A 24,606-nucleotide genomic window follows, 5' to 3' on the forward strand; every position below is an offset into this window, starting at 1 on the left:
GTCCTTGACCGCGCCGCGGTCAGTCCTTGACCGCGCCGCCCAGTCCGGAGACGAGCCTGCGCTGGACGAGGACGAAGAAGATGAGCACCGGGATCGTCATGACGGTCGAACCCGCCATGATGCCGCCCCAGTCGTTCTCATCGGGTTTGAAGAAGACCAGCAGCGCCATCGGAAGGGTCTGCTGGGAGGTGTCGCTGATGATGAAGGACCGGGCGAAGAGAAAGTCGTTCCAGGTCGAGATGAAGGAGAAGACACTGGTCGCCACGAGACCCGGGAAGACCAGCGGAAAGAGGATCTGCCAGAGGAATCGGGTACGGCTCGCGCCATCGATGTAGGCGGCCTCCTCCAGCGCCTCGGGCACCGCTTTCACAAATCCCCGCAGCATCCAGATGGCGAAGGGGAGGGAGAAGGCGATATGCGGGATGATCAGTGACCAGAGGGTGTTGAGCTGGCCGGTGTCCCGCATGAGGAAGAAGAGCGGAATGGCGAGCGCCTCGATCGGCACCATCTGCGCCACCAGGAACATGATGAGCAGGGTGGTACGGAATTTAAAGCGGAAGCGGGTGACCGCGGTGGCGGCGAGAAAGGCGATCAGCGCCGATGCCAGCACGACCACCGAGGCGACGAACAGACTGTTGAGGAAATAGCGCCCGAAATCCTGCTGTTCGAAGACGCGGCGGAACGAGTCCAGGGAAGGATTCAGTGTCCATGGACGTGCCTCGGTCGACTGGATCTCGCCCGCCGGCTTGAAGGCGGACAGCACCATCCAGTAGAGCGGAAAGGCCACCAGGGCCGCGATGACAAGGGCGGACGCCTCGGCGGCGAGCCGCCAGGGGCGGCTGGGCCGGAGCAGGCCGGGACGGCTCACAGTTCTTCTCCCTGGCGTCGCAGCAGACGGAGATAGACAAGGGTGACGGCGAGCAGAATCAACAGCATGACCACACCGATGGCGGCACCCAGGCTGTACTGCGACGACGCGAACGCCTTCTGATAGGCGTACACATTGAGAACGAGATTCTGCCCGGCGATGCCTCCGCCGTTGGTCATGACATAGATCTGGGTGAAGACCTTGAAGTCCCAGATGATCGACTGGATCGTGACGACGACCAGAATGGGCCGGAGCATCGGCGCGGTGATCGAGCGCCAGATGCGCCACTGGGACGCGCCGTCGAGCGAGGCGGCCTCCAGTACCTCGGTGGGAATGGCCCGGATGCCCGCGTACACCGTCACCATGACGAACGGGAACGAGCACCAGACGACCTCGAAGAGGACCAGGGCGAAGGCGCTGTACCGGTCATAGGTCCAGGAGTGGTCGCCGAGCCCGAGCACCCGGTTGACCGGGCCGTAGTCCGGGTCGAAGAGGAAGACCCAGACGGTGGAGCCGGTGATGGCGGGGGTGGCCCAGGCGCCGAGCGCGGCCAGCATCAGGGCCAGCCGGGGCACCGCCCGGATCCGGGTGAGCAGCACCGCGAGCGCGCACCCGACGGCGAGGGTCGCGATCACACAGGCGGCGGCGAAGAGCACCGTCGCCAGGAGCACCTGCCAGAACTGCTCGTCGGCGAAGAGGGTGCGGTAGTTGTCGAAGCCCTGGAAGGTCGTCGGCTCCCCGCCGCTGACCTGGGCCTGGGTGTATTCGAGGAAGGAGATCAGACCGAGCTGGTAGATCGGGTAGACCAGCAGTCCGGCGAGGACGACCAGGGCGGGCAGCAGATAGAGCCAGGGGGTCCAGCGCCCGCCGCGCCGCGCGGAGCGGCGGGCGGCGGGCCGGGCGGCCGGGGCCGGCGCGGACCCGGAGGTCTTCGCGGCGGGCCCGGCGTCGGTGGTGTGCTGTGCCATACCGGTCAGCCCGCGTCGCGGAAGGCGGTGTCCATCTTGGCGGCCGCGTCCTCGGTGGCCCCGGCCACGTCCTTCTTGCCGCTGATGATCTCCTGGAACATGGTGGGCAGCACCAGCGAGGCGTCGATCTGGCCCCAGGCGGGCGAGGCGGGGACGAACTTGGCCCCGGCGCCGAGGGTCTCCACGAAGGGCTCGACGAACGGCTTCTCGGCGGCGACCTGCTCACGGACGTCGCTGTAGGTGGGGAGGAAGCCCATGGCGTCGAAGAACGCGCGCTGGGACTCCTTACCCGCGAGCCGCTTCATCAGATCGACCGCGAGGGTGCGGTGGGAGCTGCTCTTGAGGACACCGAGGTTGTTCCCGCCCGCGAAGGCGGGGGCTATCTCGCCCTGCTTGACGCCGGGCAGCGGGATCACCGCGTACTTGCCCTTGGCCTCGCCCGCCTCGACCGCCTGGTGGCTGAAGTCGCCGCCGACGGCCATGCCGGCCTTGCCGGAGGCGAAGGCGGTGACGACGGCGTTGCCGGTCATGGCGGCGCACTTGGCGGCCGGGCAGTTGTCGTCACCGAAGAGGGAGGTGTACGCGGAGATGCCCTTACGGGCGGCGGGGCTGTCGATGGCCGCCTCGTAGGAGCCCCCCTTCTCCTCGGCCAGCTCGCCGCCGTTGGCCCAGATGAACGGCATGGCGCCATAGGTGTAGGCACCGCCGACGGCGATCCCGTACAGCTCCGGCTTGGCCTTGCGGATCTTCTTGGCGGTGGAGATCAGCTCGCTCTGGGTGCGCGGCGGCTTCAGCCCCAGTTCCTTGAAGACATCGGTGCGGTAGTAGAGCGCCCGGACGCCGACGAAGAGGGGGGCACCGTAGATCTTGCCGCCGACGGTGACCGACTGGGTGGCGGTCGGGTCGCTGCTGCCCGCCTCGTCCCAGCCCTTGAACTCCTCGCTGATGTCGGCGAGTCCACCGTCCTTGACATAGCCGGCGGTGTCGGTGTTGCCGTACTCGATGAGGTCGGGGGCGCTCTTGGGGTCGTTGAAGGCCGCCTTGATGCGCTGGGCCCGGGTGTCGACCGGGATGTACTCGACCTTGACCTCGGTGTCCTTGTGCTGCTTGGTGAAGGCGTCGACGGCGGCGTCCACGACCTTCTTCTTGGGGTCGTTGTTCACCTCCTGGAACAACCAGACCCGCAGCGTTCCGGACTTCTCGTCCTTGTCCGCGCTGTTGTCCGAGGTCTGAGGGGCGCACGCGGTGGCGGTGAGGCCCGCCAGCACGAGCGCGGTGAGAGGTGCGGCCATACGGGAGCTGAGCTTCATGGGAGGTCCCCTACGCGTAGCCGTTGCATTCCCTGCAACGAACGTTTCGCACTGCACAACAGGCAGGAGGCTAGAACGGTGTCACAGCCTCGACAAGGGATCTCAACCACTCTGTGACCGGGGGACGCATCCTGTGCAACGCGGGGCAGCCGATGGAAACCGCATGTGAGCGGCCGGGCACACAGACGATGCACAGACTCCGGACCGGCGGAACGGCCCCGGACATGCGGAACGGCCCCGGGACACGCGGGCCCGGACATGCGGAACGGCCCCGGGGCTCGCGTGGTCGCGTGCCCCGGGGCCGTCACCGGGCTCGGCCGGGTCCTGAGGGAAAGGGGATGCCAGGGGGTGCTACGGAAAGAGGTTCAGCGGAGGGATGTACCGCGGAAAGGGGGGTACGGGACTACTTGTCCTTGCCCTTGTCCTTGCCGCCCCCGGGGCCCATGGAGTCGTAGATCTCCTTGCACAGGGGACAGACCGGGTACTTCTTGGGGTCGCGCCCCGGGACCCAGACCTTGCCGCAGAGGGCCACCACGGGAGTGCCGTCGAGGGCGCTCGCCATGATCTTGTCCTTCTGGACGTAGTGGGCGAAGCGCTCGTGGTCGCCGTCGCCGTGCGACACCTGCGGCGTCGGCTCTACGAGGGTCCCCGTCCCTGTCCCGCGATCGGGCTCAAGAGTGCTCATGACCTCCAAGGGTACCCGGGAGCGATCCTCCCGTACCGCACCGGTCGGCGGTTTCACCGGGCTCAGTTGAGGGAGGGGTCGTCGGGGTAGGTCGCGAACATCGCCAGCTCGCTGCGCTGGCGCCGGAGCACCGCCCGCCACAGGTTCTCCGGGCGGGGCGAGGAGACGTCCCCGGGCTCGGACTCGACCACGTACCAGGCGCCGTCGTCCAGTTCGGACTCCAGCTGGCCGGGGCCCCACCCCGCGTACCCGGCGAAGATCCGCAGCGAGCCGAGGGCGGCGCCGAGCAGCTCGGGCGGGGTCTCCAGATCGACCAGGCCGATCGCCCCGTACACCCGACGCCAGCCGATCGGGCCCTCGTCGCCGGGGATGACGGCGACGCCGAGCGCGGAGTCGAGCGACACCGGCCCGCCCTGGAAGACGACACCGGGCTCCCCGGCGAGCGCGGCCCAGGACTCCAGGATGTCGGCGACCCCCACCGGGGTCGGGCGGTTGAGGACCACACCGAGGGAGCCCTCGTCGTCGTGGTCGAGCAGCAGCACGACCGCCCGGTCGAAATTCGGGTCCGCGAGGGCGGGTGTGGCGACGAGCAGCCGCCCTGTGAGCGAGGACACCTCGGTCATGCGCAACATGATCCCGCATCTTCGGCCCGCGCGGGGGCGGGCGCATCCCCCGGGCGGGTGCCGCCTCCGGGTACGGCCGTCACGCGGCCGCGACCTGCGAAGGCCCGGACCGCCAGGAAGTGGAGCGAAAGCCCCCGGATACATACGGAAGGTCACCCTCCGCAACTCATCCGTCGACCGAGCGTGCTGTAGCCGTTTCATGACATCGCACAGGCTCCTCGCCCTGTCGGCACACGGCGTGCCGCCCTTTACCCTTTTCACTGATCCCCTGCCCGATATCCCCCCGGCTCCACTGGGGGGACCCCCTCCGGAACGCGAGATTCATGACCGGCACAGACGATGTACTGCTTGTCCACGGCGGAACCCCGCTGGAGGGTGAGATCCGCGTCCGCGGCGCCAAGAACCTGGTGCCGAAGGCCATGGTTGCCGCCCTGCTCGGCAGTGGGCCCAGCAGACTGCGCAATGTGCCCGACATCCGCGATGTGCGGGTGGTGCGGGGGCTGCTCCAGCTGCACGGGGTGACGGTCCGCCCGGGTGAGGAACCCGGCGAGCTGGTGCTGGACCCGACGCATGTCGAGAGCGCCAACATCGCCGACATCGACGCCCACGCCGGCTCCTCGCGCATCCCGATCCTCTTCTGCGGCCCGCTGCTGCACCGGCTCGGCCATGCCTTCATCCCCGGCCTGGGCGGCTGCGACATCGGCGGCCGTCCCATCGACTTCCACTTCGACGTCCTGCGGCAGTTCGGCGCGCGGATCGAGAAGCGGGACGACGGCCAGTACCTGGAGGCCCCGCAGCGGCTGCGCGGCTGCAAGATCCGGCTGCCCTACCCCTCGGTCGGCTCCACCGAGCAGGTGCTGCTGACCGCGGTGCTCGCCGAGGGTGTCACGGAGCTGTCCAACGCCGCCGTGGAGCCGGAGATCGAGGATCTGATCTGCGTGCTCCAGAAGATGGGCGCGATCATCTCGATGGACACCGACCGGACCATCCGGATCACCGGTGTGGACCGGCTCGACGGCTACACCCACCGGGCGCTGCCGGACCGTCTGGAGGCCGCCTCCTGGGCGTCCGCCGCGCTGGCCACCGAGGGCAACATCTATGTGCGCGGCGCCCAGCAGCGCTCGATGATGACCTTCCTCAACACCTACCGCAAGGTCGGCGGCGCCTTCGAGATAGATGACGAGGGCATCCGCTTCTGGCACCCGGGCGGCTCGCTCAACGCCATCGCGCTGGAGACGGACGTCCACCCCGGCTTCCAGACCGACTGGCAGCAGCCGCTGGTCGTGGCGCTGACGCAGGCGTCGGGGCTCTCCATCGTCCATGAGACGGTCTACGAGTCCCGGCTCGGCTTCACCTCCGCGCTCAACCAGATGGGCGCGCACATCCAGCTCTACCGCGAGTGCCTGGGCGGCTCGGACTGCCGCTTCGGCCAGCGCAACTTCCTCCACTCGGCGGTGGTCTCCGGGCCGACCCGGCTCCAGGGCGCCGATCTGGTCATCCCCGATCTGCGGGGCGGCTTCTCGTATCTGATCGCGGCGCTGGCGGCGCAGGGCACCTCCCGGGTGCACGGCATCGACCTGATCAACCGTGGTTACGAGAACTTCATGGAGAAGCTGGTCGAGCTGGGCGCGAAGGTCGAACTCCCCGGCCGGGGAGTGGCCTGACCCTCTGTCCTCCCGTACGCAGCCCGCCGCCCCGGTCCCTCCAGGACCGGGGCGGCGGCATGTCCGGAGCTGTTCCGGCCGCGTCTCCGGGGGCCCGCCCGCCCGTCCGGCCCGCCCCGGTGTCCGGCCCCGGCACCCCAGAGGGGCTGTACGGCCCTCAGCGGGCCCTCAGCGGCCCCTCAGTGGCCCGTACACACGCACGGCCCGCCACAGGCACCACCAAGGCGCCACAGGCATCACACGGCACAGAGCGCGCGGACCCAGGGCCGAACAGCCACCGGACACGCGGACACCAGGCGGACCCAGGGCGCGCGGACACGACGAAGGCGGCCGTCCCCTGCCGGGGCGGCCGCCTTCGCGATGTTCAGCGGTGTTCGGCGATGTGCCCGAAGGGATCTCTCCCCCACGGGCGCGGCCGAGGGCCTTACTTGCCCTTCGCCGCTTCCTTCAGCTTCGAACCGGCCGAAACCTTCACGCTGTAACCGGCGGGGATCTGGATCGGGTCGCCGGTCTGCGGGTTGCGCGCGGTGCGAGCGGCACGGTGGGTGCGCTCGAAGGTCAGGAAGCCGGGGATGGTGACCTTCTCGTCGCCCTTGGCGACAACCTCTCCGACGGTCTCGGCGAGGGCTGCCAGCACGGCGTCGGCGTCCTTGCGGGTCACCTCGGCGCGGTCGGCCAGCGCGGCCACCAGCTCACTGCGGTTCATGTTCTTACTCCCGTATTTCTACTTGCCTGTGAGGCGTGAGATCGAAGCCGATGCTGCCAGGGCCCTCTGACAGTCCCCGGACCAGGGTCTGCATCAGATCCTCCTGGCCCGGTGGGGATTCCCCCAGGACAGGTCCTCGGGGAAGCATCCTGCCCCCACCAACGGCGGGAAAGCCAATCCGGCACCCTCCTGGGTCACACGAAAAGCACCACTACCACATCGTGGTGACGCTCCGTTCACCAGGCGGGGTTCCAGGAAGCCGCAGGGCCATGGTCCGCCACCCTAGATCGGCGGCGGTGGCCCGGCGACCCACGACGCGCCGGAGCCCGGAGCAGGGCACGGCACCGCGGCCCCGCACGGGACGGGGGTCCGCGCCCCCGTGATCGTTCCGGGGCCAAGGGCTACGGTACGTGACGGCCGGGTGGGCTGCGACCGGAGGGCCCGCCCCGGCGACCGCGGCGGGCCGCCGGGCCGGGCCCCCTCGGGCGTCAGAGCTCGGTGGGCTCGGGGACCGCCGTGACCGCCTTCGCGGCGGTCCGCACGGCCCCGGCGACCGCTCCCGCGACCTTGTCGTTGAAGACCGACGGGATGATGTAGTTGGGGTTCAGCTCGTCCTCGGTGACGACATCCGCCAGCGCGCTCGCCGCCGCCAGCATCATCTCCGTGTTGACCGTGCGCGACTGGGCGTCCAGCAGGCCCCGGAAGACTCCCGGGAAGACCAGGACGTTGTTGATCTGGTTGGGGAAGTCGGAGCGGCCGGTGGCGACCACGGCGGCGGTCCGGCGGGCGACGCCCGGGTCCACCTCGGGGTCGGGGTTCGCGAGCGCGAAGACGATCGCCTCCTCGGCCATCGCGGCGACATCCTCGGCACCCAGCAGATTCGGCGCCGAGACCCCGATGAACACATCCGCCCCGACCACGGCCTCCTTGAGGGTGCCGGTGACACCCTCCGGGTTGGTGTTGTCGGCGATCCAGCGCAGCGGCGACTCGGCGTCGGCGTCGACCAGGTCGGCACGGCCGGCGTGCACCACACCGTGGATGTCGGCGACGACGGCGTGCTTGACCCCGGCGGCGATCAGCAGCTTCAGGATGGCGGTACCGGCGGCGCCGGCGCCCGACATCACGACCCGGACATCGCCGATCGCCTTGCCGACCACCCGCAGCGCGTTGGTGAGCGCCGCGAGCACCACGATCGCGGTGCCGTGCTGGTCGTCGTGGAAGACGGGGATGTCCAGGGCCTCCCGCAGCCGGGCCTCGATCTCGAAGCAGCGGGGCGCGGAGATGTCCTCCAGGTTGATCCCGGCGAAGCCCGGCGCGATGGCCTTGACGATGGCGACGATCTCGTCGGTGTCCTGGGTGTCCAGGCAGATCGGCCAGGCGTCGATGCCCGCGAAGCGCTTGAAGAGGGCCGCCTTGCCCTCCATGACCGGCAGCGAGGCCATCGGGCCGATATTGCCGAGACCGAGCACGGCGGAGCCGTCGGTGACCACGGCGACGGAGTTCCGCTTGATGGTGAGACGGCGGGCGTCCTCGGGGTTCTCCGCGATGGCCATACAGACCCGGGCGACACCCGGGGTGTAGATCATCGAGAGGTCGTCACGGTTCCGGATGGGGTGCTTCGACGCCATCTCGATCTTGCCGCCGAGGTGCATGAGGAAGGTCCGGTCGGAGACCTTGCCGAGGACGACGCCCTCGATGGAGCGCAGCTCCTCGACGATCTCCTCCGCATGGGCGGTCGAGGTCGCGGCGATGGTCACATCGATCCGCAGCTTCTCGTGGCCGGACGCGGTGACATCCAGACCGGTCACCGAGCCGCCGGAGGATTCCACGGCCGTGGTCAGCTGGGAGACCGCGGTTCCGCTCGCGGGCACCTCCAGCCGGACCGTCATCGAGTACGAGACGCTGGGCGCCGTTGCCATGACCGGTTTCCTCTGCTTTCCCTAGCTTCATTGCTATGCGTCCGCACGGGGGAACCCGGCGGACGCACTCACGATGGTCGCACCTACCTGCCAGTAGCAGGTAATAGTGGTCGTATTGTTTCTGGAATAGCCATTCCACGATACGAGATCCACGGGTGCATCCGGAAGGGTCGCGTCCGCCACGGCCGGGGGCGGGGACGGGCCGGGGTCCGGAAACCACGACAGGTCCATGCCGCAGAGACTGCGACATGGACCTGAAGAAACGCTTGTAGTGACACCGACCCGCCATGCTCGCCTCGCGGCGGAAGGTCGCTCGAAGCGACGAAGGTTGGGCCCGGGGGCTTGGATCGGGCCGGTGCCACACCCAGGCTAACAAACCACCCCGGTATGCGATTCCCCCACGCCGGGTTGACATCGCGTCAGCGCCGTGATGACCCGGACGGCCCCACCGGGGCCGCGCGGGAGCGCGGGGCCGGGGAGGCCCGGGGGATCCGATCCCCCGGGGGTCCGGCGGATCAGTCCCGCAACAGCTCGGGGACCCCGGCGGCGTCCGGTCTGTCCCGGCCGCCCGCGATCACCGTCAGCTCCTGGGTGGCCCGGGTCAGCGCCACATAGAGCACCCGCAGCCCCACCGCCGTGTTGTCGGCGATCTCCGCCGGGCAGACCACCACCGTCGCGTCGTACTCCAGCCCCTTCGCCTCCAGCGAACCGAGCGCCACCACCCGCTCGCCCAGCCCCTCCAGCCAGCGGGCCGCCTCGGCCCGGCGGCCCATGGCGACCACCACGCCCACCGTGCCGTCCACCCGCTCCAGCAGCCGCGCCGCCTCGGCGCGTACCACCGCGCCCAGCTCCCGGCCGCCCACGGCGGCGAAGCGGGGCACCACCCCGGTGGAGCGGACCGCCGACGGGGACTCGGCCCCGGGCATCGCCCGGGCCAGCACCTTCGCCGCCAGCTCGGCGATCTCGGCCGGGTTGCGGTAGTTCACGGTGAGCCGGAAGCGGCGCCGGGGCCGGGTGCCCAGGGCCTCGTCCCGCAGCCGGGCCGCGTCCTCGGGCTCCGGCCAGGACGACTGCGCCGGATCCCCGACCACCGTCCAGGTCGCGTGCCGGCCCCGGCGGCCCATCATCCGCCACTGCATGGGGGTCAGGTCCTGGGCCTCGTCCACGATCACATGGGCGTACTCGGTCCGCTCGGCCGCCAGCCGCTCCGCGCGCTCCCGCTGGGTCTCCTCGCGCTGCGGCATCAGCTCCTCCAACCCGGTGAGCTGGTCCAGCGGATCCATCTCCCGCTTGCGCCGGGGCCGCGCGGGCACCCCGAGGAGCGACTGGAGCTCGTCCAGCAGGGCCACATCGTGGACCGAGAGGGGACCCGTGCCGTCCGTGCCCACCCGCCGCAGCGAACGGGCGAGCCGGCGGACCTCCCCCGGGTTGAGCACCCGGCGGGCCCACCGTCCGAGCCGCCGCTCGTCGGCCATCGCGGCGAGCACCCCGCGCGGGGTCAGCTCGGGCCACCACTCGTCCAGGAAGATCCGGAAGCTGTCCTCGCCGGTCACATCCTCGTCGAAGGAGGAGCGCAGCTCGGCGGCGAGTTCCGGATCGGTGTGCCGTCCGGACGCGCCGGAACGCGACCACAGGGCGTCCAGCAGCAGCCTGCGGGCGCGCGGGCGGAGCAGGTTCACCGGGGCGGTGCCGCTCAGCGCGGTGTTCCGGATGCGCCGCAGATCGTCGGCGTCCAGCTCCACCCGCCGCCCGAAGACGACCACCCGGAGCCGCTCGGGGGTCCCGGGGGTGTCGTCGCCCAGGGTGAGCTGGCCGTCCTCGACGGTGACGGTGGGCCTGGGGCGTTCCAGCGCGCCCCGGGAGGCCTTGCGCAGCACCGCCAGCATCCGGGACGAGCCCTTGACCCGGGCCACGGCCTGCTCGTCGTAGACGGTGGCCTCGGCCCCGTCGACCAGGCTGCCGACCGCGCGGATCGCCACCTGGCCCTCCTCGCCCAGCGAGGGCAGCACGCCCTCGGTGTAGGCGACGAGCAGCGGGGTGGGCGAGACGATGAGGATGCCGCCCGCGTACCGCCGCCGGTCCTGGTAGAGGAGGTAGGCGGCGCGGTGCAGGGCCACCGCGGTCTTGCCGGTGCCGGGGCCGCCCTCCACCTGGGTGACGGAGGCGGCGGGGGCCCGGATCACCAGGTCCTGCTCGGCCTGGATGGAGGCGACGATGTCCCGCATGGTGTGGCTGCGGGCCCGGCCGAGGGCGGCCATCAGGGCGCCGTCGCCGATCACCGGCAGCTCCGCGCCGCCGAGCCGGGCGGTCAGCTCGGGACGCATCAGATCGTCCTCGACCCCGAGGACCCGGCGGCCCTTGGAGCGGATCACCCGGCGGCGTACCACCCGGCCGGGTGCCACCGGCGTCGAGCGGTAGAAGGGCGCGGCGGCGGGTGCCCGCCAGTCGATCACCAGGGGCGCGTACTCGGCGTCGAGCACCCCGATCCGGCCGATGTGCAGGGTCTCGGCGATATCGGCGGTGTTGTCGGGGCGCACCGCGTCGTCGGCGGGCTCCACCGAGGTGTAGGCGCCGTCGGGGCCCTTGGCCCCGTCCTTGCCGGGCAGCAGATCGATCCGGCCGAAGAGGAAGTCCTCGAATTCGTTGTTGAGCCGGCTGAGGTGGGCGCCGGCCCGGAAGACCTGGGCGTCCCGCTCGGCCAGCGCGCCGGGCGTGCCGACCTGGCCGAGCCGGGCGGCGTCCCGCATCAGGAACTCCGCGTCGCCGATCTTCTCTTCGAGTCGGCGGTAGACCCGGTCGAGATGCGTCTGCTCGACGGCGATCTCCTGGTCCCGGACCGTGTCCCGGTCGGTGCCGGGGGCCGTGCCCCCGGTTTCCGTCCGGGGGCTGTCCTCCCCGGACACCCCGGATGCACCGGATACCCCGGGTGCCCCGGACTTCCTGGACTCCCCGGACGGATCGACGGAGTCGACAGCGTCGACAGCGGCTTCCTGCGCGGCCACCGAGGCCCCCTTCTGACGTGCACTGGGCAGCCGCCAACCGTACGCGAAGGGGGCGAATCTGTCAGGCGTCGACCTCCACGAGCTTCTGTCCGTCGAAGGTCCGCACCTCGAACCGGTCGATGTCGGAGCGGTTCATGGCGGCCCCGCCGTGGACATAGAGGGGGTCCTGGGACGGCTTGTGGGTGCTGTCCTTGATGCCGTACCCCCATTTCGGTACCGCCCAGGAGGTCACGACCTCCTCCTCACCGCTGGTGGAGACGGCGACCAGGCTGCACTTCAGCGGGCCCTTCACATTCTTCAGCTCCAGGACGGCGTGGGTGCCCCAGCCCTTCTTCTCGGTGCCGACGGTCGCCTCGACCCGGGTGGCCGGGTCGGTGGCGGTGACCTTCTCCTCCATGTCCTCGAAGAAGGCGTCCCGGGCGGGCGAACCGGAGTGCCCCGCGTGGTCGTCGCGCTCGCCGCCGCCGGAGGTGGCGGCGAGGACGGTGAGCGGCCCGCCGATGACCAGGGCCGCCGCGGCGGCGACCAGATACATGCCGCGTCTGCGGCGGGCGGCGCGCTTGGCGGCGACCTCGTCCAGCAGGGAGTCCAGCACCCGGGGGGCGGGCGGTCCGGGCACCAGGGGGACGGAGCGCGGCGCGGCGTCCTCCCGGGGCACCGCCCGCTCCCGTCCGGCGACCGACGGTGCCGGCCCGGGGAACTGCCCGGGAAGCTGCCCGGGTGGGCCGGAGGGTCCGGAGAGGCCGGGGAGCGCTCCGGGGAGTCCCACCACATTCGAGGGCGGTACGGGGGTGCTCTCCGCGAGCGGTGCCTCGGCCAGCATCGCCAGCATCGGCTCCATCCCGGAGAACTCCTCCAGATGAAGGGCGCAGACATCGCACCCCGCCAGGTGTTCCTCGAACGCGGAGGCGTCCGCTTCGTCGAGGATCCCGAGCACATACGCGCCCACGGCATCGTGCACGGACTCCTGCTCGGGCATGGTCATGCGGTGACCCCCCTCTCCTCCAGTGCGAGCTTCATGGAACGGAGCGCGTAGAACACCCGGGAGCGCACCGTCCCACTGGGTATGCCGAGTGTCTCGGCCGCTTCATTGACCGTACGCCCCTTGAAATACGTCTCGACAAGTACTTCCCGGTGGGCGGGGGTCAAATCGTCGAGCGCATCCGAGAGCGTCATCAGCCACAACGCCTTGTCGATCTCATCCTCCGCGGGAATGACCTCCAGCGGCGACGGGTCGACCTCCTGCGGCCGGGCCTGCCGGCTGCGATGACCGTCGATGACGATACGGCGCGCGACCGTCACCAGCCAGGGTCTGACAGAGCCGGTAGCACGGTTGAGCTGACCGGCGTTCTTCCAGGCACGGATGAGCGTCTCCTGCACCACGTCCTCCGCCCGCTGTCGGTCACCGGCGACGAGACGCAGCACATAGGCGAGCAAAGGTCCCGCATGTTCGCGATAGAGCGCGCGCATCAATTCCTCGTCTGGTTCCGAGGTCTGACTGCGTGACTTCTCGCTGCGATGCCGGGTCCTCTGCGGACGGTCATCGGCCACGGCGGCATCCTTGCGCACCTGCAACCTCCCGGTCGAGACCCTGATTCGGCGTTCTGGGCCGCCTTGCTGTCCCCCATCACTACGGGGCGGACGGGCGGCCGACTCAACAGGAGGCCAAAAATCTCCGAAGACTTTTCCGGTACCCGCGCTGACGTGCGATTCAGTAGCGCGCGGGGTCGGGACGCCGGCGGGGACGGGCTCCGGGAGCGGGCACGAAGGACCGGAAATGGATGTACGAGGAACAGGTCGGAAACGCCGGGGCGCGGCCGGGAAACGCCGCAGGAGGGCCGGAAACCGGGTGGTCGGGGGTATCAGGCGCGGGCGAGCCCGGCGGCCCGGCGGCGGTGCCGGGCCACCCGCTCGCGGTTGCCGCAGACCTCGCTGGAGCACCATCGGCGGCGGCGACCCCGGGAGGTGTCGAGATAGATCCGCGGGCAGCCCTCCCCCTGGCACTGGCGCAGCCGCCCGCGGGCGCCCGGGTCGGTCAGCAGCTCGACCGTGTCCCGGGCGACCGCCGCGAGCAGCGGTCCGCAGACCGGCGCCGCGAGCGGGGCCCGGACCAGGGTGCCGCTCTCGTCCCGTACCGCCCGGATCGCCGGGGGCGCCCCGGAGGCCGCCGCGTTCACCCGGTCGAGGGCGGACTCGGCGCCGCGGCCCTCCAGTTGGGCGCGGACCACCTGGTCGATCGAGCCCCGCAGGGCGACGAAGCGGTCGACCCAGGGGCCGTCGACACCGCCCACCGGGGTGCCGTCCGGGAGCAGTCCGGCGCCGAGCAGCCAATGTCCGAGGCGGCCGGGGCCGGCCAGCGGCTCGGGGCCGGGCGGCCCCGAGGTCGCCATCAGATCCAGGCAGAGGCGGCCCGCGTCGAACCGCCAGTCGTGGACCGCCGTCGTACCGGTCGCATCCGTCGCCATGCGCCTGTCACCGCCTCAAGGTCGCTGCACGGGAGTCACTGCCGGGGTGCCCTGGCCGGGTGGTGCTGGGTTCCACCCACCAGAGTGCCCAAGGCGGCGGTGGGCCGGAACCCCCTCCCCGGCGGGACTCCGGCGCGGCACCCGGCCCCGGCCCCCGCGGTGGTGGTGGCCCCGGCTCACGCTCCGGCTCCGGCTCCGGCTCCGGCTCCGGCTCCGGCACACGCTCCGGCTCCGGTCAGCGGCGGGTCACATCCGGCGCGATGTCCTCGCGCTCCGCGGGCTGCGCCGTCCGGGCCGTCCGCGCGGACGTGGCCGTACCGCAGAACGTGGCCTCCAGGGTGCGCGGCAGGGTGTTGAGCACGGTGCCGTTGTTGGAGGTGTTGGCGACGGCGGTGACCGAGCGGCGCCCGTCGCCGGAGGTGAACGCGAAGGTGTAGTAGCCCTGGACGGTGCCGGTGTGTCCGTACACCGAGACCCCGCAGCTCAGATCGCGGCGGCGGAGGCCGAGCCCGTACCCCTGGGTGCTGTTCACCGGCGTCCAGCGGCGCATCTCGTCCAGGCTCGCGGCGGAGGTGAGGCGGCCCTGGAGCAGCGCCGAGAGGAAGGTGTTGAGATCACGCGTGCTGGAGATCATCGCGCCCGCGCCCTGGGCCCAGGAGGCGGTCTGCCGGGTGGAGTCCACCAGGGGGGCACCGGCCTCGTCGGGACGGAGATAGCCCTTGGTGTGCGAGCCGGGCATGGCGTTGGAGGGGTGGACATAGAGGGTGTCGACCAGCCTGAGCGGCTTCAGGATCCGGCTGCGGTACTCGTCCCCGATGGGGTTGCCGGTGATCTTCTCGATGAGCATCCCGCCGACCACGAAGTTGGTGTTGGAGTACGCGTACGCGCCGCCGGGCTGCACGGTCAGCGGCTTGGCCAGGGAGAGGTCCAGCAGCTCCTGGTTGGTGAAGACGCGGTTGCGCACCGCCTCGAAGCCGGGAACGGTGAGGGCGAACATGTCGTTGGTGTAGTCGTACAGCCCGCTGCGGTGGCTGAGCACATGGCGGACGGTGATCCGGGGGTCCACGGCGCCGGGCAGATAGTCGTTCACGGGGGCGTCCAGGCTGAGTTCGCCCTCGTCCACCAGCTGGAGCAGGACCACCGAGGTGAAGGTCTTGGTGACACTGCCGGCCCGGAAGCGGTCCGACACGGTGATCGAGCGGCCGGTGGCCCGGTCGGCGATCCCCTCGGCGAGGGTGTGGACGGCCTCCCCGTCCTGGACCCGGGCGATGGCGCCGGGCGCGCCGGCGGCGAGCGCGGCCTTCAGCGCCGCCCGCAGCGCGGTGGGGTCGGGTGCCGCCAGGGCGCCCGCCTGGCTGCCCGCCGCCGCCCGGTCCCGGGGCGCGGGGGCGTCCGCCGCGTGGGCGGGGAGCGTGAGGAGGGACAGCAGGGCCGCGCCGAGCGCCGTACCCCTGATCACCGTGGCTGAGACCATGTGTGTTTCTCCCAGTGCTGTACGAGGTGGTGCCCGGGTCCGCGATCAGGACCGGGCACCACCTATACGCCCGGGAGGGGGTGCCGGGTTGCATCCCGGAGAGTGATTTCCCGGCGGACCGGAGTGAATTCCCGGCGGGGCGGGCGCCCTCGCTCCTCGGGGGTCCCGGGGTCATCCCGGCCTCCCGGGTGCTCCCCGGGGTACCGGTGTACCGGACGGGGTCCCTCACTCCAGGGGCTCCCCGGCCTCCCGCTCCGGCCAGCCCTCCTCCCGGGCGAGTTCGGCCGCGGCCCGGGTGAGCGCGGTGAGGCCCGGATGGCGCAGCCCCCGCCGCCAGACCAGGGAGAGCGGGGCGAGCGGGACCGGGTCGGTCAGCGGGCGCAGGACGCACCCCGGGGGCGCGGGGAAGTCCACCACCGCGAGGACCGGGCGGCGGGTCCGTGCCATCACCCGGCGGAACTCCTCCACACCGACCGTCATCGGGGCGGGCGGCGCGAGAGCGATGCCGTACCGGTCGAGCAGCCTGCGGGCGGCGGTGGTCCACTCGGCGGTACGGGGGTTGCCCGCGCCCGCGTAGACGGTCTCGCCCGCCAGCGCCGCCATGGGCACGCTGTCCCCGGCGGCGAGCGGATGGCCGTCCGGGAGGATCACCGCCAGGGGCTCGTACCGCACGATCCGGTGGGAGAGGGGGGCGCGCAGGGCGGGTTCGAGGCCGCCGAAGAGCCCGAAGGAGACATCGATCCGGCCGGCCGCGATCTCGGCGGCGGCACCGGTGAGGCCCGACTCGAAACGGGCCATCAGCTCCTCGTCCGGGGCGAGTTCCCGGGCCCGGGCCAGCACCCGGCCGGAGACCATGCCCTCGGTGTTGAGGTCGACCAGCAGCGGCCGGGCCGGCCCGGCGAAGGCGGCGGCCAGCTCCTCCTGGGCGGCGAGCACCCGGCGGGCGTGCGGGACCAGTCGCTCCCCGTCGGGGGTGAGCGCCACCTGGCGGGTGGTACGGAGGAACAGCTCGGCGCCCAGCTCCCGTTCCAGCCGCCGCACATCGCGGCTCAGCGCCTGCTGGGCGAGGTGGAGCCGGACGGCGGCCCGGGTGAAGTGCAGCTCCTCGGCGACGGCCAGAAAGCCGCGCAGCAGCCGGGGGTCGAGGTCGCGGTGCATGGGCCGTAATTTACAACCGGGGTGCGTCAATGGGCACGGAAGAGGTGTTGGACCCCGTCGAGGGCTCACGGGGAGGGTGGAGCCATGCCGACACCGATGCCCATGCCGATGAACAGCTCACGGCCGCCCCTGCTGGGACTGACCGCCGCGGGCCCGGTGCCCGTGCCCCGCTTCGAGGAGGCCCCCGACCGCCGGGCCCGGACCCGGACCCAGAACCGGCCCCCTGGCCCGTACCGCCGCCGGATTCTTCAGGTGTGCGCCCGGCTCATGACCAGGGGGCGGGCATGACAAAGGCCCGGCTGTCCGTGACAGCCGGGCCTGTGCCCACATGGGATGAGTGGAGATGGCGGGAATCGAACCCGCGTCCAACGGTGCGGAACCAGGACTTCTCCGAGCGCAGTTCGCTACGATTTTCTCAGCCCCGGAGATCACGCGAACAAGTCTCCGACGGGCTCAGTCACTGTTTGTTTTCCCTACCAGCCCCCGTGACCGGGACTAGAGGTAAAGATCCCTAGCTGACGCCAGGGGCCGGGTCGGGATCGATCCCCGGGCTGACGCTCCATAGATGAAGGTTCGCTCTACTGCTTATTAGGCAGCGAGGGCGAAGGCTTCGGAGTTATCGCGCTTAGAATTGGCGATTATTGTTTGCGACATATGGTTTACGAGATCATTGCCGCTTCCTCGGCTCGCTTCCCCTGCCTCGACATCCGCTGTCGAAACCGATCATCCCCATGTTGATTTTTCAAGCCCCGGCGATGCGGGACGTTGCCATCGTACGTGACCGGCCGGGTCCGGTGCCAGCCATTTCCCCCTGACGGGGCCGGGCGCGCCGCCGGCCGTCGTGGCCGGGAGCCGGTGGGGGCCTCTAGGAGCCGGCGGCCCGCTGCCGCCGCCGTACCGCCGACATCGCCTTGTCCGCCTCGCGCCGGTCCTGGCGCTCCCGCAGGGTCTGCCGCTTGTCGTACTCCTTCTTGCCCTTGGCCAGCGCGATCTCCACCTTGGCCCGGCCGCTCTTGAAGTAGAGCACCAGGGGCACGATGGTGTGACCGGCGTCCTGGAGCTTGGCCTCCAGCTTGTCGATCTCCGCCCGGTGGAGCAGCAGCTTCCGCTTGCGGCGGGCGGCATGGTTGGTCCAGGTGCCCTGGGTGTACTCCGGGATGTGCACATGGTGCAGCCACGCCTCGTGGCCGTCGATCTGGACGAAGCCGTCCACGAGCGACGCCCGGCCCTGGCGCAGCGACTTCACCTCGGTGCCGGTCAGCACCAGGCCGCACTCATAGGTGTCGATGATGTGGTAGTCGTGTCGCGCCTTCTTGTTCTGCGCGATCAGCTTGCGACCCTCGTCCTTGGCCTTGCTCTTGGCCTTTGTCTTGTCCGTAGCCATAGTGCGTTTATTTTCGCACCCCGGCGCAAGAGGTTTACCGGCTTGTCCCGAGCCCGTCGAGCACCGCGCGGGCCCGCTCCTCCGCGTCCTCGGCGGCCGGGAGGTCGGGGGTGATCCCGGTGCCGTCGACCCCCCGCCCCGCCGGGGTGCGGTAGTGCCCCACGGTCAGCTCGGCCACCGAGCCGTCGGGGAGCCTGCTCGGCATCTGGACCGATCCCTTGCCGAAGGTCCGGGTACCGACGGTGACCGCCCGGCCACGGTCCTGGAGCCCTCCGGTGAGCAGCTCAGCCGCGCTCATGGTGCCGCCGTCGACCAGGACGGCCAGGGGGCGCTCGGTGTCGCCGCCGGGCTCCGCGTACAGGGAGCGCTCCGCACCGCGTACGTCATAGGTGGCCACCAGACCGCCGTCGAGGAAGACGGAGGCGGCGGCGACGGCCTCATGGACCAGTCCGCCGCTGTTGCCCCGCAGGTCGAGGACGATCCCCGCACCGGCGGGGGCCCGGCGCACCGCCTCCCGTACCCGCTCCCCCGATCCGGTGGTGAAGGCGGCGACCCGGATCAGGACCGCCCCCCGGTCGAGCCGGCGGACGGTGACGGACTCGGTGGAGAGCGTGGCCCGGGTCAGCGAACGGGTCCAGCCCCGGCCCGCCCGCTCCAGCGCGAGATCGACCCGGGTGCTCCGGTCGCCGCGCAGCAGCGCCACCACCTCGGTCACCGGGCGGCGGTCCACCGCCCGGCCGTCGATCTCCCGCAGCCGGTCGCCGGGGCGGATGCCCGCCCGGTCGGCGGGGCCGCCCGGCTGCACCCGGGCGACCTCGACGGCGCCGTCCCCGGAGCGGCGGGGCGAGAGCCCGACCCCGGTGTACCGGCCGTCGAGAGCCTGGCGGAACTCCTCGTACTCGTCCTCGTCGTAGACCGCGCCCCAGTGGTCACCGCCGCGGCGGACCACGTCCTGGGCCGCCTCCGTACCCGACTTGCCGTCGGCCACCGCCTCGGCGGCGGCACGTGCCACCTCCCGCTGATCGACCGGGGCCGGATCCCCGGCGGGGCGGGCGGCGGGGACGAGCCTGTCCGTGGCGCCCTCCCGGGGCAGGGCGTCGGTGGCGGCTCCGGCGGCCAGCGCGGTGGCGAACACCAGCGTCAGCACGGCCCCGCGGCCCAGGCTGCGGGGCCGGTGGCTGAGGGGATCCGGGCCCGGCATGGCGACGAGTCTAGGGCCTGAGTGAGGCGCCGTACCGTGGTCGACGGTACGGCGCCCCGGGCGCTTGTCACATCGTCGGACCCTTGCGCGGGGGCCCGGTGGACCCCTTCAGGGGCCCGCGGATCAGACCTTCAGATACTTGCGGAGGGCGATCGAGGCGGCGAGCGCGGGCATCAGCAGACCGATCGCGAGCACCAGCGGCAGCTTGGTGAGGACCGCGTCCCAGCCGATGAAGTTGACCAACTGCATCTTGTCCGCGAGCGCGAGACCGTTGTCGATCAGGAAGTACCGGCCCAGCAGCAGGAATCCACAGGCGACCGCGCCGCCCAGCAGTCCGGCGAAGGCCGCCTCCATGATGAACGGCATCTGGATGTAGAAGCTGGACGCGCCGACCAGCCGCATGATCCCCGTCTCACGCCTGCGGCTGAACGCCGAGACGCGCACGGTGTTGACGATCAGCATCATCGCGATCACCAGCATCAGCCCCATGACACAGAGCGCGGCGATCCGCATGCCGTTCATCAGCGAGAACAGATGCTCCAGGATGTCCCGCTGGTCCCGGACCTGGTGCACCCCGTCCCGCTGGGCGAAGGCGGAGGCGACCACCTGGTACTTCTCCGGGTCCTTGAGCTTCACCCGGAACGACTCCTGCATCTGGTCGGGGGTGATGCTGGCGGCGATCCCGGTGTCGCCGTACTGCTTCTTGTAGAGCTTGTACGCCTGCTCGGCGGTCTCGTGGTGGACGGTCTCCACCACCTCCAGCTTCTCCAGATCGGCCTTGATCTGGTGCTTCTGCTGATCGGTGACGGCCCCCTTGGCGCAGGAGCGGGAGGTCGTCGCGTCGTTCTTGTTGCAGAGGAAGATGGAGACGTTGACCTTGTCGTACCAGTAGTCCTTCATCGTGTTGACCTGCTGACTCATCAGCAGGGCACCACCGAAGAGCGCCAGCGAGAGGGCCACCGAGACAATGACCGCGAAGGTCATGGTGAGGTTGCGGCGGAGACCGACGCCGATCTCCGACAGTACGAACTGGGCGCGCATCGCGTGCGTTCAGCCTTTCCTTGCGCTTGCTGCTCGTGCCCCGTCGGCACGGGGTGCCCCGGGGGCCCGGTGCGGGGGACCGCTCAGTGCTGGTAGCCGTAGACGCCGCGGGCCTGGTCACGTACGAGACGGCCCTGCTCCAGCTCGATCACGCGCTTGCGCATCTGGTCGACGATGTTCTGGTCGTGGGTGGCCATGACCACGGTGGTCCCGGTCCGGTTGATCCGGTCCAGCAGCTTCATGATGCCGACCGAGGTCTGCGGGTCGAGGTTGCCGGTGGGCTCATCGGCGATCAACAGCATGGGCCGGTTGACGAACGCGCGGGCGATGGCCACCCGCTGCTGCTCACCACCGGACAGCTCGCCGGGCATCCGGTCCTCCTTGCCGCCGAGCCCGACGAGGTCGAGCACCTGGGGCACGGCCTTGCGGATCTCACCCCGGGGTTTGCCGATGACCTCCTGGGCGAAGGCGACATTCTCGGCGACGGTCTTGTTCGGCAGCAGCCGGAAGTCCTGGAAGACCGTGCCGAGCTGGCGCCGCATGTGCGGCACCTTCCAGTTGGAGAGGCGGGCGAGATCCTTGCCGAGGACGTGCACCAGACCGGTGGAGGCGCGCTCCTCTCGCAGGATCAGCCGGAGGAGGGTGGACTTGCCGGAACCGGAGGACCCCACGAGGAAGACGAACTCCCCCTTCTCGATCTCTATCGAGACATCGCGCAGGGCGGGGCGGTTCTGCTTCGGGTAACTCTTGGAGACGTTGTCGAATCGGATCACGGGTGCACCACGGGAGGCCGGGAGTAGGTGTGCGTGACACTACGCGAAGGTGACTCCCGACCGCAGGCACCGGTCTGGGTTGCGCGGATTGTCCACCGGGACGGAAGTGGATCACCTGGGCGGGTGGTGGCCGCCGGGGGCCGCGCCGAAAAGCGCGGGAGCTGGCACAGTGGTAGGGGAACAGTCGGGTTTCCCTGAGCGTTGTCAGAGGAGAACTGTGCTCACGGTCCGCGTCTGCGGCTCCGGCGCGCGGGAGGAGGAGAGCGCATGACCTACGACCGATTGGTGTGCGCCAACTGCGCGGCCCCGGTCTCCGAGGGCCGCTGCCCGGTCTGCCGGGCCAACCGCGAGCGGATGCAGCAGCAGGGCCCGTTCGGGGGGCTGAACCCCGCGATGCTGTTGACCTTGCTCATCGTCCTGCTGGCGGCACTGAGCGTGCTCGCCGCGCGTACCGCGTAGCGAATCGGCTCGCACCACACGTCACCGAGGCGCCGTACCCACGCTGGGTACGGCGCCTCGGTGCTGTGCGTGTGCGCTCCGGACGCCCGGGGCTCCAGGGTGCCCGTGTGGCCCGGGGCGTCCCAGGGTCTTCCGGGGCGTCCCGGGGTGCCCGTGTGTTCCCGGGGTGTTCCGGGGGACTACTTCGGCTGCTGCTGACGCTTGCGCCAGCGGATCGCGGCCTCCAGGAAGCCATCGATGTCGCCGTCGAGCGCCGCCTGCGGGTTGCCCATCTCGTACTCGGTGCGCAGGTCCTTGACCATCTGGTACGGGTGCAGGACATACGAACGCATCTGGTTGCCCCAGGAGTTGCCGCCGTCGCCCTTGAGCGCGTCCATCCTGGCCTGCTCCTCCTGGCGGCGGCGCTCAAGGAGCTTCGCCTGGAGGACGTTCATGGCGCTGGCCTTGTTCTGGATCTGCGAGCGCTCGTTCTGACAGGAGACCACGATCCCGGTGGGGATGTGGGTGATCCGGACGGCGGAGTCGGTGGTGTTGACGCCCTGGCCACCGGGGCCGGAGGCGCGGTACACATCCACCCGCAGCTCGGACTCGTCGATCTCCACATGGTCGCTCTGCTCCACGACCGGGAGCACCTCGACGCCCGCGAAGGAGGTCTGGCGGCGGCCCTGGTTGTCGAAGGGCGAGATCCGCACCAGGCGGTGGGTGCCCTGCTCGACGGAGAGGGTGCCATAGGCGTACGGGGCCTTGATCACGAAGGTGGTCGACTTGATGCCGGCCTCTTCGGCGTACGAGGTGTCGTAGATCTCCGTGGCATAGCCGTGGCGCTCGGCCCAGCGCAGATACATGCGCTGGAGGCGCTCGGCGAAGTCGGAGGCGTCCACACCGCCCGCCTCGGCGCGGATGTTGACCAGGGCCTCGCGCTCGTCGTACTCGCCGGAGAGGAGGGTACGGACCTCCATCTCGTCGAGCGCGGCGCGCACGGAGACCAGCTCCGCGTCGGCCTCGGCGCGGGTGTCCGCGTCGTTCTCGGCCTCGGCCAGCTCGAAGAGCACGGCCAGGTCGTCGATGCGGCTCCGGAGCGCCTCGGTCTTGCGCAGCTCGGCCTGGAGATGGGAGAGCCTGCTCGTGATCTTCTGCGCCGCCTCGGGGTCGTCCCAGAGGGACGGGGCAGCGGCCTGCTCTTCGAGCACGGCGATGTCGGCCCTCATCCTGTCCAGGTCCAGGACGGACTCGATCGACCCCATGGTCGAGGAGAGGGACTTCAGCTCTTCGGATACATCGACGACTGCCACGGGTCCAGCGTAACGGCTTCCGCGCCGGTTCCTGGCTGGTCCCTGTCATACCGGGGCCATACCAGGGCCGTACCGGGGTCACAGCGGGGCCGTACCAGGGTCATACCGGGGTCATCGCGGCCTTCGGGCGCCTCCGCCGGGGCCCGGCCGGCCACCCCGGCGACCGCGCGCGCCGGGGCCCCGCGAGGGGGGTCGGGCCGGTGGGGGTCAGGGGCCGGTCGAGGTGGAGCGGGAGTCCTTCACCGGAGGGGTCGCGTCGCTGTCGCCCGTGGCCAGCCAGCCGCCGACCCCGACGGCCGCGGCGAGGGCGAGACCCGCGACCCCGAGGGTGAGCCGGCGCCTGCGGATCATGGGCGAGACCCCGCCGGTCCGGGCACCGCTCCTGTTCCGGGCGGAGCCGGGGCGGCGCTGGCCGGGGCTGCGGGGCGCACGGGCGGTGCCATGGGCGCCGCCCGCCAGCTCGTCCGGGGCGGGCACCCGCATCGAGGTGTGGGTGTCCCGGTGGGAGTCGGCGGGGGCGGCGCCCGGGACGAGGGGGACCGCGCCCCGGCGCACCTCGGCGCTGGGCAGGGTGGCGCTCTCGTCGTACGGCTCGGCCGCCGGCTCGGCGTCGGGCTCGTCCACCTCCAGCGGCGGGATGCCCGCCAGCAGCGGCAGCAGCTCCCGCAGCCGGGTGCCCAGCTCGGAGGCGCGCAGCCGGGAGGCGGGGGCCTTGGCCAGGCACTGGACGATCAGCTGCCACAGCTCGTCGGGGATGCCGGGGAGCGGCACCACGGTCTCGGTGACATGGCGGCGCAGCACGGCGCCGGGGTGACCGCCGCCGAACGGGGTGAAGCCGGCCAGCAGCTCGTACAGGACGGTCGCGAGGGCGTAGATGTCGACGGCCGCGCGCGGCGGCAGCCCCTCCACGATCTCGGGGGCGAGGTAGTCGGGGGTGCCTATGATCCGGCTGGACCGGGTGCGGCCGGGCGTGTCGATCAGCTTGGCGACGCCGAAGTCGGTCAGCAGGGCCGGATGGGAGCCCGCGGGGCCGAGCGGGCCCGCCATGTCGAGCAGGATGTTCTCGGGCTTCACATCGCGGTGGACGACACCGGCCGCATGGGCGGCGGCGAGGGCGTCGGCGACATCCGCGATGATCGCGACGGCCGCCTCGGGGGCGAGCCGGCGTTCGCGGTCGAGCCGGGTGCGCAGATCGGTGCCCCGGACCAGGTCCATCACCAGGGCGAGATCGTCGCCGTCCACGACGAGGTCCCGGACGGTGACGATCCGGGCGTGGTCCAGGCCGAGCAGGGCGGTGCGCTCCTGGACGAAGCGTCCGACCAGGTCCTGGTCGGAGGCGAGGTCCTCGCGCAGGATCTTGACGGCGACGGGTCCGTCGGGACCCTCACCTGCCCAGACCGTGCCCGCGCTGCCCCGCCCGAGGATCTGGTGGGCCGTGTACCGGCTGCCGATTTTCCGTGCCAAGACTGCTCCCTCAGCGGCTGGCGTTGCCCTAAACGTACGCGGGGTTCCGGGGCGTGTGTGCGCCGGATGTCACCAACCTTCACTTCTCCGGGCGAAATCAACCCACGGAAGTCGACATGTCGATTCAGTCGCCCCGGTCGAGGGAGGGGG

The 24,606-nt window shown here is 71.1% G+C and carries 22 protein-coding genes and 1 other RNA gene; 3 read left to right on the plus strand and 20 right to left on the minus strand.

The window, feature by feature from the left end:
* Nucleotides 1-19: 19 nt before the first annotated feature.
* The 5 genes from ABT354_RS33450 to ABT354_RS33470 form a co-directional block, all read right to left on the minus strand.
* Entirely contained in the window at nt 20-868 is an 849-nt protein-coding gene (locus ABT354_RS33450; RefSeq protein ID WP_351500848.1) for a carbohydrate ABC transporter permease, read from the minus strand.
* Nucleotides 865-1,836: a carbohydrate ABC transporter permease gene (locus ABT354_RS33455; RefSeq protein ID WP_351500850.1), complete on the minus strand. Its 972-nt coding sequence runs from the start codon at nt 1,834-1,836 to the stop codon at nt 865-867. Before ABT354_RS33455 ends, ABT354_RS33450 begins: the two co-directional genes overlap by 4 nt.
* 5 nt (nt 1,837-1,841) lie before the next feature.
* Nucleotides 1,842-3,146, minus strand: a complete 1,305-nt coding sequence (locus ABT354_RS33460) for an extracellular solute-binding protein (protein ID WP_351500852.1) — start codon at nt 3,144-3,146, stop codon at nt 1,842-1,844.
* Between the two features lie 403 nt (nt 3,147-3,549).
* On the minus strand, nt 3,550-3,831 hold the full coding sequence (locus ABT354_RS33465) for a DUF3039 domain-containing protein (protein WP_351500854.1): 282 nt from the start codon (nt 3,829-3,831) through the stop codon (nt 3,550-3,552).
* A 62-nt stretch (nt 3,832-3,893) separates the two neighbouring features.
* Nucleotides 3,894-4,454 (minus strand): YqgE/AlgH family protein, encoded by a 561-nt coding sequence (locus ABT354_RS33470; protein WP_351500856.1) that lies wholly within the window; start codon nt 4,452-4,454, stop codon nt 3,894-3,896.
* A gap of 323 nt (nt 4,455-4,777) precedes the next feature.
* Between ABT354_RS33470 and murA the strand changes: the two genes are divergently transcribed.
* Nucleotides 4,778-6,118 (plus strand): UDP-N-acetylglucosamine 1-carboxyvinyltransferase, encoded by a 1,341-nt coding sequence (gene murA, locus ABT354_RS33475; RefSeq protein WP_351500858.1) that lies wholly within the window; start codon nt 4,778-4,780, stop codon nt 6,116-6,118.
* A 424-nt stretch (nt 6,119-6,542) separates the two neighbouring features.
* Here the strand turns inward: murA and ABT354_RS33480 are convergent, their stop codons facing one another.
* The 8 genes from ABT354_RS33480 to ABT354_RS33515 form a co-directional block, all read right to left on the minus strand.
* Nucleotides 6,543-6,824, minus strand: coding sequence for an HU family DNA-binding protein (locus tag ABT354_RS33480; RefSeq protein ID WP_004571953.1), 282 nt, complete (start codon nt 6,822-6,824; stop codon nt 6,543-6,545).
* 488 nt (nt 6,825-7,312) lie between these two features.
* Complete coding sequence (locus ABT354_RS33485; RefSeq protein ID WP_351500861.1) at nt 7,313-8,743, minus strand: NAD-dependent malic enzyme; 1,431 nt, start codon at nt 8,741-8,743, stop codon at nt 7,313-7,315.
* Between the two features lie 515 nt (nt 8,744-9,258).
* Nucleotides 9,259-11,646, minus strand: coding sequence for a HelD family protein (locus ABT354_RS33490; protein ID WP_502983548.1), 2,388 nt, complete (start codon nt 11,644-11,646; stop codon nt 9,259-9,261).
* A 160-nt stretch (nt 11,647-11,806) separates the two neighbouring features.
* Entirely contained in the window at nt 11,807-12,730 is a 924-nt protein-coding gene (locus ABT354_RS33495) for an anti-sigma factor family protein (protein WP_351500863.1), read from the minus strand.
* Nucleotides 12,727-13,320 carry a sigma-70 family RNA polymerase sigma factor gene (locus ABT354_RS33500; RefSeq protein ID WP_351500865.1) on the minus strand — a complete coding sequence of 198 codons (594 nt, stop codon included), beginning with the start codon at nt 13,318-13,320 and terminating at the stop codon, nt 12,727-12,729. The genes ABT354_RS33495 and ABT354_RS33500 overlap by 4 nt, the downstream gene beginning before the upstream one ends.
* Nucleotides 13,321-13,607: 287 nt before the next feature.
* On the minus strand, nt 13,608-14,210 hold the full coding sequence (locus tag ABT354_RS33505) for a CGNR zinc finger domain-containing protein (protein ID WP_351500867.1): 603 nt from the start codon (nt 14,208-14,210) through the stop codon (nt 13,608-13,610).
* A gap of 235 nt (nt 14,211-14,445) precedes the next feature.
* Nucleotides 14,446-15,684, minus strand: a complete 1,239-nt coding sequence (locus ABT354_RS33510) for a serine hydrolase domain-containing protein (RefSeq protein ID WP_351500869.1) — start codon at nt 15,682-15,684, stop codon at nt 14,446-14,448.
* A gap of 225 nt (nt 15,685-15,909) precedes the next feature.
* Nucleotides 15,910-16,842 (minus strand): LysR family transcriptional regulator, encoded by a 933-nt coding sequence (locus tag ABT354_RS33515; RefSeq protein WP_351500871.1) that lies wholly within the window; start codon nt 16,840-16,842, stop codon nt 15,910-15,912.
* An 84-nt stretch (nt 16,843-16,926) separates the two neighbouring features.
* Between ABT354_RS33515 and ABT354_RS33520 the strand changes: the two genes are divergently transcribed.
* Nucleotides 16,927-17,130, plus strand: coding sequence for a hypothetical protein (locus tag ABT354_RS33520; protein ID WP_351500873.1), 204 nt, complete (start codon nt 16,927-16,929; stop codon nt 17,128-17,130).
* A 47-nt stretch (nt 17,131-17,177) separates the two neighbouring features.
* Here ABT354_RS33520 and ssrA read toward each other — a convergent pair.
* From ssrA to ftsE, 5 genes are all read right to left on the minus strand, one after another.
* Nucleotides 17,178-17,573: a transfer-messenger RNA gene (gene ssrA / locus ABT354_RS33525) on the minus strand.
* 134 nt (nt 17,574-17,707) lie between these two features.
* Nucleotides 17,708-18,226, minus strand: coding sequence for an SsrA-binding protein SmpB (smpB, locus tag ABT354_RS33530; RefSeq protein WP_351500875.1), 519 nt, complete (start codon nt 18,224-18,226; stop codon nt 17,708-17,710).
* Between the two features lie 34 nt (nt 18,227-18,260).
* Nucleotides 18,261-19,427: a S41 family peptidase gene (locus ABT354_RS33535; protein WP_351500877.1), complete on the minus strand. Its 1,167-nt coding sequence runs from the start codon at nt 19,425-19,427 to the stop codon at nt 18,261-18,263.
* A 123-nt stretch (nt 19,428-19,550) separates the two neighbouring features.
* The gene (gene ftsX / locus ABT354_RS33540; protein WP_351500879.1) at nt 19,551-20,468 is read right to left on the minus strand and encodes a permease-like cell division protein FtsX; all 918 of its coding nucleotides are present in this window, start codon (nt 20,466-20,468) and stop codon (nt 19,551-19,553) included.
* An 83-nt stretch (nt 20,469-20,551) separates the two neighbouring features.
* A complete protein-coding gene (ftsE, locus tag ABT354_RS33545; RefSeq protein WP_351500881.1) occupies nt 20,552-21,241 on the minus strand; it encodes a cell division ATP-binding protein FtsE in 690 nt (229 codons plus the stop codon).
* A 267-nt stretch (nt 21,242-21,508) separates the two neighbouring features.
* Between ftsE and ABT354_RS33550 the strand changes: the two genes are divergently transcribed.
* A complete protein-coding gene (locus ABT354_RS33550) occupies nt 21,509-21,700 on the plus strand; it encodes a hypothetical protein (RefSeq protein WP_351500883.1) in 192 nt (63 codons plus the stop codon).
* Nucleotides 21,701-21,879: 179 nt separating this feature from the next.
* On the opposite strand, the gene prfB is transcribed toward ABT354_RS33550, so the two are convergent.
* Both prfB and ABT354_RS33560 read right to left on the minus strand, forming a co-directional pair.
* A complete protein-coding gene (gene prfB, locus ABT354_RS33555) occupies nt 21,880-22,992 on the minus strand; it encodes a peptide chain release factor 2 (protein WP_351500885.1) in 1,113 nt (370 codons plus the stop codon).
* Nucleotides 22,993-23,199: 207 nt separating this feature from the next.
* Complete coding sequence (locus tag ABT354_RS33560; RefSeq protein ID WP_351500887.1) at nt 23,200-24,456, minus strand: serine/threonine-protein kinase; 1,257 nt, start codon at nt 24,454-24,456, stop codon at nt 23,200-23,202.
* Nucleotides 24,457-24,606: the final 150 nt, after the last annotated feature.

Source organism: Streptomyces sp. NPDC000594 (genome assembly GCF_040299965.1).
In the GTDB taxonomy this organism is placed as follows: Bacteria; Actinomycetota; Actinomycetes; order Streptomycetales; family Streptomycetaceae; genus Streptomyces.

Coding starts and splice junctions, on each gene's coding strand:
- ABT354_RS33455 (WP_351500850.1), bottom strand. CDS start 1,836: ATGGCACAGCACACCACCGACGCCGGGCCCGCCGCGAAGACCTCCGGG.
- ABT354_RS33460 (WP_351500852.1), bottom strand. CDS start 3,146: ATGAAGCTCAGCTCCCGTATGGCCGCACCTCTCACCGCGCTCGTGCTG.
- ABT354_RS33465 (WP_351500854.1), bottom strand. CDS start 3,831: ATGAGCACTCTTGAGCCCGATCGCGGGACAGGGACGGGGACCCTCGTA.
- ABT354_RS33470 (WP_351500856.1), bottom strand. CDS start 4,454: ATGACCGAGGTGTCCTCGCTCACAGGGCGGCTGCTCGTCGCCACACCC.
- murA (WP_351500858.1), top strand. CDS start 4,778: ATGACCGGCACAGACGATGTACTGCTTGTCCACGGCGGAACCCCGCTG.
- ABT354_RS33480 (WP_004571953.1), bottom strand. CDS start 6,824: ATGAACCGCAGTGAGCTGGTGGCCGCGCTGGCCGACCGCGCCGAGGTG.
- ABT354_RS33485 (WP_351500861.1), bottom strand. CDS start 8,743: ATGGCAACGGCGCCCAGCGTCTCGTACTCGATGACGGTCCGGCTGGAG.
- ABT354_RS33495 (WP_351500863.1), bottom strand. CDS start 12,730: ATGACCATGCCCGAGCAGGAGTCCGTGCACGATGCCGTGGGCGCGTAT.
- ABT354_RS33505 (WP_351500867.1), bottom strand. CDS start 14,210: ATGGCGACGGATGCGACCGGTACGACGGCGGTCCACGACTGGCGGTTC.
- ABT354_RS33510 (WP_351500869.1), bottom strand. CDS start 15,684: ATGGTCTCAGCCACGGTGATCAGGGGTACGGCGCTCGGCGCGGCCCTG.
- ABT354_RS33515 (WP_351500871.1), bottom strand. CDS start 16,842: ATGCACCGCGACCTCGACCCCCGGCTGCTGCGCGGCTTTCTGGCCGTC.
- ABT354_RS33520 (WP_351500873.1), top strand. CDS start 16,927: ATGCCGACACCGATGCCCATGCCGATGAACAGCTCACGGCCGCCCCTG.
- smpB (WP_351500875.1), bottom strand. CDS start 18,226: ATGGCTACGGACAAGACAAAGGCCAAGAGCAAGGCCAAGGACGAGGGT.
- ABT354_RS33535 (WP_351500877.1), bottom strand. CDS start 19,427: ATGCCGGGCCCGGATCCCCTCAGCCACCGGCCCCGCAGCCTGGGCCGC.
- ftsX (WP_351500879.1), bottom strand. CDS start 20,468: ATGCGCGCCCAGTTCGTACTGTCGGAGATCGGCGTCGGTCTCCGCCGC.
- ABT354_RS33550 (WP_351500883.1), top strand. CDS start 21,509: ATGACCTACGACCGATTGGTGTGCGCCAACTGCGCGGCCCCGGTCTCC.